Below are 6,259 nucleotides of genomic sequence, written 5' to 3' on the forward strand. Positions count from 1 at the left end.
AGGTCGAGGTTGATGTTTTTCAGGTTGTGCGTGCGTGCGCCGCGAATTCGTATCTGTTCCATAGGTGCAGTGCTGTCATGGCCGGGGCAACCCGTCAATATACGCCAGTTTTTGCGCTTTCCAAAACCTGCATTACTGCCGGTTTTGTGTGCGGTTCAGTAGCTTGACGAAGTCGACGACGAGGCGTTTGTTTTCGGGGGTGAGTGTGCGGAAGTTACGGCGTAGCTGAATGGACTCACTGGTGTAATCTGCTTCGTCGGCTCCAAACATGTCGCGTTTCTTTTTTGGAGCATGACCCACATCTTCGGCGCGTACATGTAGTGCGGCTACCGTCGTTCCAAGTGCTGCGGCAATCGTTCGCAAGGAGCTTGCTGCTGGCTGTTGAACACCCCGTTCAATACGTGACAAATTGCTTGGGTCAGTTCCAATCGCTAATGCAATTTGTTCTAGCGTTTGCCCTTTTTCCTGCCGCAAGGCACGGATGACTCGTCCTATATCCATGCGCCAATTGTCTAAATCTATGGCGTTTTACGCAAAGCGTTTAAACGCAGCAGTATTTGATAATTGGCGTATTGCGCCAAATAAGTAGATAATCTTGCACAAAATGCAAACTTGTGAATTCCTTACACTGGTGTAGTGGGATATCTAAAAATTAGATGTGCAATTGAAATATATGTAAAAGCGCGGTCTAACCTAGGTGGCTTGATGCAATTTAATATTTCGCGTGATGGACAACAGTATGGGCCTTATGGTGAAGATGAGGTGCGCACGATGCTGGAGCAGGGCCAGCTGCTGTCATCTGATTTAGCATGGAAAGAAGGAATGGCAGACTGGCGACCCCTATCGCAGATTCTTCCCCAACGGGGTGAGGCTTTAGCTTCAGCTACGCGCGTTGCACCGCCACCTCCTGCTACAAAGGCTAGTGGCAGTATTAAAGGTTGTGTGCTCTCGTTCGATCCCATGTCTGGGCAAGGATACATTTCTGGACGTGATGGCAACCGCTATCTGCTTGTTCGGAGCAACTGGCACGCTGGGCGTGCCCCGATGCCAGGCTTAGATGTAGATTTCGTCGCAGATGCGAATGGTCATGCCACCCAAATATTTATCGAACCCAGTTTCGTCACGCGCGCCAACATGAGCAAGGGGGTTCTGGCTCTGGTCTGTTGGTTTGTCGGACTGTTTGGTGTTCATCGTTTCTTGGTTGGCAAGGTTGGCACAGGCGTTACGCAACTCATTTTCAGTTTGACCGTGATCGGCCTCATCGTCTCTGTACCTTGGGTCATTGTTGATTTTGTCATGATTCTTGCCGGTAGCTTTACTGATAAAAAAGGCAACCCTATCGTGGAGTGGTGGTAACACATATCTACCATTCTGAGTTGCGACAAGTATTGTGGCTTGTTTGTTTAATGTCGAAAAAAGGGGGAAATCAATGTCGTCATATCTGGTAAGTCGTAACGGTGAGCAGTTTGGGCCATACAGCGTTGAAGAGTTTGCTGCCTACATCAAGAGCGGTCAAATCCTGCCGGATGATCTGGCGTGGAAGGAAGGGATGGCATCGTGGCTTCCCGTATCGAAGATACCTACCGTTGCCAGCCAAGAGGCTTCACGCATCGCACCACCTATGCCGCATTCGTCGCCCGCAGTGGCGCAAATGGAAATTGAAGAGCCTTGGAAAACAAAATTTGCTCTCATTGAAAAAGCTGGTGGATACAAATTACCTCATTTTCGTGACTTAACGTATGGAGAAAGAAGGAAGGTGGTTATCAATTTCTGGGGCTTCTTTTTCGTCGGGTTTTATTACCTTGCCAAGGGGATGTGGAAGAAGGCGATTGTGCTGACCACATTGTGTTTTGCGGCAATCGTAATTTTAGAAATGATTCTTCATGCTATGGGGATTACTAACACCAGAATCACCAGTTTCATTGCCTCCGCAGTTTTTGCAACACGGGCAAACATCGACTACTACAAAAAGATGGTTCTCAATGACAACGGCTGGTGGTAGGCCAATGAACAGGAAGGTTGATCATGTGCGCCAAAGAATTTGATTACGTTGCTGCAAGAAATCAGTACGCATACCCAGCGTGGCGGCTGGAACGTGTTGCGGCATCGGAACCGAAAAACCCAGAACACCTTGAGGCTTGGGGGATGCGCTTTCTTCCCGGCTTGCTTTGCCCATCGCTAGCTCTGGATAAGTTCCACAACAAATTACTGAACAGCCATTCAGATCAGGATTTATTGCATGGCCTTATTTCAGTGGTCTATTGGGGCTATGTGTCGGGGCGTGATGGTGTGTCGAGGCAAGGGAGGGCTAAAGGCAAAGCAATGCAACTTTGCCGTGGCCGAAAAAATTCAATCCCTCAACCACGAGAAGAGATACTCAAGCTACTCCGTTCTGTGCAGCAGTCTGTTCGAGAAGATGACTTGTCTCAAGCGTTATTGTCAGCCATGCAAATAAAATTTTTGGGGATGTCTTTTGCTTCCAAGGTGATCGCGTTTATGACACCGGAAAAGGCAGGTGTGTATGACTCAGTAATCTCAGAATGTTTGCAGAGTCGTGCAGAGTGCAGCGATCTTTACGTTTCTACAAATTACACACGGAGCAAGGCGCGGAGATTACACCAAGCGGAAACCTACGCGCGGTGGTGCGCTTTCTGTTGTCATCAAGCCCAAGACCTGAATCACCAAGGACTGAACTGGCATGACTGGGATGGAAAGCCGCATCGGTGGCGCGCCATTGACGTGGAGAGGGCATTTTTTACTGGGTGCAAATAGGTGAATATTCGTACAGGTTTTGGCATACCCGTGCGATCAACTGAAGGGCAACAGAATATTTTCTCAAGGGGTCATCATCAATGAACGAAAACGATAAATCCACTCCACCCCCACCTTTAGCGGGCGCGGCCGGAAAAATGCCACCACCGCTACCGGGTAGTATTCCGCCGATCCCGCCCAGTGCAAAAGTGCAGCCACCTCCACTGCCGGGCACGACAGCGCCTAATGCTCCACCGCCAGTTCCATCCGGACCGCAAATACCGCCGCCTCCAGCGGTTAAGATACCCATGTCGATTCCTACCCCGGCAGGAAAACCGCAAAGCAACAGCAGTATAAAAATCGTGCTGATTGTGTTCGTGGCATTCGCTATTGTTGCTGCCAGCGTTGCTGGTTATTTTGTTTGGGAAAAAAAGAAACGCACAGAAGTTGATGAGAAGGCTCGCATTGAGCACGAGTTAGCCCTGCAAAAGGAGCGGGAAGAGCAAGCTCTAATTGTTGGCACATGGAATTGCCAAACACAGAATCCCAATGGTTCTACTACCCAAGGCACTTTTACTTTCAATAATGATGGCAGTTTTGAAAGTTATGATAGTGAGGCATATTTCAGTGGGGCTTATGAAAAAAACGGAAACAAAATAGCCATGGTGGCAAAAAAAGCAAGTAATGGTTCAATAACAGTGACAGTCGATGCAGCACACGGAGAGATGGACGGGATGATCGTTTCGCTCTCTGAGAGTAAGCTTCAACTTGAAACCATCATACGAAAATCAGGGAACAAAAGAAGCAGTACATGCTTAAGCGAAAAGAAGGCCTTATCTGAATTGCGCGAAAAGGAAGCCTCATCTGACCTGAGTTTTATGAATCCGACACCTGGTAGTGTGGGCGCTGTGAATCTCGCTGAGATTGCTAAAGAGTATCCCTCTACTCTTGCACAAAGCGCGCAGTTCGATCAGCCATTCAGATTGTTGATGGGCAAGGATTTCGAAGAGTTCCTGGATAACATCACGGTGGGTTCCAGCATGGTCATGGACAAGGACGGAAAGCGCGCGTGTGGCCATGGTATGGCACCCCATAGCGCCGGGTATATGGCTGGTGCCTATTGTGTCGATCAGGAGGGGCATCTCTACGCAGTCTTGGTCGATAAGACAGTCCTGGTCGATAAGGGAGCCAAGCAGAAATTATTCAGGATATATGGGGCAAGTGCCTATGAGCAGTTGCCCATCAGGCTGCGTGAGTACATCACGGAAAATCGTTATCACTAAAATTGGAGAGCAAGCAAATGAAAATACGAATGGTAATAATATCGCTAGGCCTTCTCATGGTATCCGTATCAGCATACTGCTCGGAAATGCCAAAATTGGAAGACCTAGCAAATACACGCTATGGGCTGATAAGTGTGGCAGAAGGAGAATACGTTGAAGGATACATCTATATCAATAAAAAGAAATCGCCTTTCGGTGATATGTATATCGGTCTTGAAGATAAGTGGGAAATCGGGACCAAGGATGTTTTGCTGATTTCGAGTGGTGGAAGGGGTACGTCGTGCGGTGCGATATACCACTTTCTGATTATTGAAAACAAACAAGCCGCCTTCAGTGCTAGTTTTGGCAACTGTAGCGTGCCTGAGGTAACTAAAATCGGCGAGACCATTTTGGTCAAATTCCCACGCATGAATCGCTACAACCCCGCCGAGACGGCACAGTACGAGAATGGGAAAGTTACTGGGATGGTCAATCATAGCGGAATGGTGAATGGGAAATGGGTAGATAGACCTAAAAAACTTGAGGAATTAAAACTCAAGAAGGTTGCATTCTGACAAGACTAAAATATCCAACAAAGGAGTTTGCAAAATGCCCAAATATGTAGTTCTTCGCTATGCAAATAACAGACGAATCGAATTGGCAGCTTTCGTTGCCGCTTGGGAGCTTTACGCAAGAGATTCATTTGGGCAATCGGATTGGCGAAATTTCGTCATGCCAATACTGCACAGAAAAAACAAGTTCAACGCAGACCTCAAGGGGTTAGACAGTTTGTGCAGACTTCTAAGCGTGGATAGCTTAAATACGATGCAGGCTGCGCTTCCTTTTTTTGAGGATAACAAGCAATTCATCACCAGACTAGAAAATGCTGCTATCAACCCGCTTACCGGTCGGGCAGTTCATGGTGCCAAATTGACCAAAGCGACGCTGAGCTATTGGGAAAGCTTGAATCCGGCAGAGCAGAAAAATGCCCGGAAGAAAGCAGCAGCATTGTTGTCCGCAGCATGTTTCGAGCACTAACTTAATTTGCGCAAGTCACGTGGGCTAGGCAAACACTTTTATTTGCCTACGTGGTAATAATGTAAGGGGCGTGTGGGGTCAGTATCGGGTATGGTGCAGAGATATGCGCACCCGTCCAATGAGCATCTTGCACGATGGATTGACCGCAGAAGTGATACGGTTTTGCTACAGAGAATAAACAAGAAGCTAGGCTTTCTGCCTAACCCCTTGGTTAAATGGCGCGCCCGAAGAGATAAATCTGTGCACTGGGAGATGGCAGTTCTGTTACCTTGATGTAGTTTCTGATAATCAAGCGAATACCACAGTCACATGCCCCTCCGCGCGCGAACGTGGCGCAGATTTAACAATAATTTCAACGTCACGACCAAGCCGAGTAAGGCATTCCAGCATCTTGGTTTCCGATATTCCACGAAATTGTCCGCGCAGCAAGCCGGATAATTTCGGTTGTGTAATGCCCAGTAGTTCAGCGGCCTGCACTTGCGTTAATTTGCGCCGCTTGATGATGTCACCAATTTTTGTGGCCAGTTGCGCCTTGACCAACATTTCTTCGGCATTGTCCAAACCAAGGTCGGCATATACGTTCATACTACCGCGTTCGATGTTACTCATTTCCTCGCTCCTTCTGCATGTTGTTGTGCCAGCTTCAATCTGTCATGCACCAAATCCAAATCCTGCTTTGGTGTTGCAATGCCCTTGTGCGATTTTTTCTGGAAGCAATGCAGCACATAGACCGCATTGCTGAATCGCACGGTATACACCGCCCGATAGGTATTGCCGTCATCATCCTCAACCACTTCCAATACACCCGCCGAGCCAAATCCCTTGAGTGGCTTGGCCTGTATATGCTTCCCACCCTGTTGCGCCAAATGAAGTGCATATCCAAACACATCCACCACATCCGGCGGCATGGACAATAAATCCTTCTTTGTGGACGCAACCCATTCCAGCGGCTTAACTAGCATTTTGCTCATGGGCACATTATACCCATATAGGAATATTCCTCAACAGTACCCATTTTTATCTTGCCGGATGAAAAGAAAAAGGCTTATTTCCCATTTAGAAATAAGCCTTTTGTGAATGGTGGCGCGCCCGGCGGGAGTCGAACCCACGACCCTTGGCTTCGGAAACCAATACTCTATCCAGCTGAGCTACGGGCGCTTTAAAGGGCGCACAGTATACCACCCCTGCCACCCTGCACGTTGTGCCGA

9 protein-coding genes and 1 tRNA gene are annotated in these 6,259 nt (G+C 48.2%); 6 read left to right on the forward strand and 4 right to left on the reverse strand.

Features of this window, described 5'->3' with window-relative positions:
• Positions 1-132: 132 nt before the first annotated feature.
• On the reverse strand, positions 133-501 hold the full coding sequence (locus tag PHE17_RS21255) for a helix-turn-helix transcriptional regulator (protein ID WP_301017933.1): 369 nt from the start codon (positions 499-501) through the stop codon (positions 133-135).
• A 204-nt stretch (positions 502-705) separates the two neighbouring features.
• Between PHE17_RS21255 and PHE17_RS21260 the strand changes: the two genes are divergently transcribed.
• The 6 genes from PHE17_RS21260 to PHE17_RS21285 all read left to right on the forward strand — a co-directional run bounded on the left by PHE17_RS21260 (position 706) and on the right by PHE17_RS21285 (position 5,051).
• Positions 706-1,356, forward strand: coding sequence for a GYF domain-containing protein (locus tag PHE17_RS21260; RefSeq protein WP_301017934.1), 651 nt, complete (start codon positions 706-708; stop codon positions 1,354-1,356).
• Between the two features lie 73 nt (positions 1,357-1,429).
• Complete coding sequence (locus PHE17_RS21265) at positions 1,430-2,002, forward strand: GYF domain-containing protein (protein ID WP_301017935.1); 573 nt, start codon at positions 1,430-1,432, stop codon at positions 2,000-2,002.
• A 23-nt stretch (positions 2,003-2,025) separates the two neighbouring features.
• Positions 2,026-2,772 carry a hypothetical protein gene (locus tag PHE17_RS21270; protein WP_301017936.1) on the forward strand — a complete coding sequence of 249 codons (747 nt, stop codon included), beginning with the start codon at positions 2,026-2,028 and terminating at the stop codon, positions 2,770-2,772.
• Between the two features lie 80 nt (positions 2,773-2,852).
• Complete coding sequence (locus PHE17_RS21275) at positions 2,853-4,034, forward strand: lipocalin family protein (RefSeq protein ID WP_301017937.1); 1,182 nt, start codon at positions 2,853-2,855, stop codon at positions 4,032-4,034.
• Positions 4,035-4,051: 17 nt separating this feature from the next.
• A complete protein-coding gene (locus PHE17_RS21280) occupies positions 4,052-4,588 on the forward strand; it encodes a hypothetical protein (RefSeq protein WP_301017938.1) in 537 nt (178 codons plus the stop codon).
• Between the two features lie 34 nt (positions 4,589-4,622).
• Positions 4,623-5,051: a hypothetical protein gene (locus PHE17_RS21285; protein WP_301017939.1), complete on the forward strand. Its 429-nt coding sequence runs from the start codon at positions 4,623-4,625 to the stop codon at positions 5,049-5,051.
• 288 nt (positions 5,052-5,339) lie between these two features.
• Here the strand turns inward: PHE17_RS21285 and PHE17_RS21290 are convergent, their stop codons facing one another.
• The 3 genes from PHE17_RS21290 to PHE17_RS21300 form a co-directional block, all read right to left on the reverse strand.
• Positions 5,340-5,660 (reverse strand): helix-turn-helix transcriptional regulator, encoded by a 321-nt coding sequence (locus tag PHE17_RS21290; protein WP_301017940.1) that lies wholly within the window; start codon positions 5,658-5,660, stop codon positions 5,340-5,342.
• On the reverse strand, positions 5,657-6,022 hold the full coding sequence (locus tag PHE17_RS21295; protein ID WP_301017941.1) for a type II toxin-antitoxin system RelE/ParE family toxin: 366 nt from the start codon (positions 6,020-6,022) through the stop codon (positions 5,657-5,659). The genes PHE17_RS21290 and PHE17_RS21295 overlap by 4 nt, the downstream gene beginning before the upstream one ends.
• A 110-nt stretch (positions 6,023-6,132) precedes the next feature.
• Positions 6,133-6,209, reverse strand: a tRNA-Arg gene (locus tag PHE17_RS21300).
• Positions 6,210-6,259: the final 50 nt, after the last annotated feature.

It is taken from the genome of Thiothrix sp. (genome assembly GCF_028714775.1).
Lineage (GTDB): Bacteria > Pseudomonadota > Gammaproteobacteria > Thiotrichales > Thiotrichaceae > Thiothrix.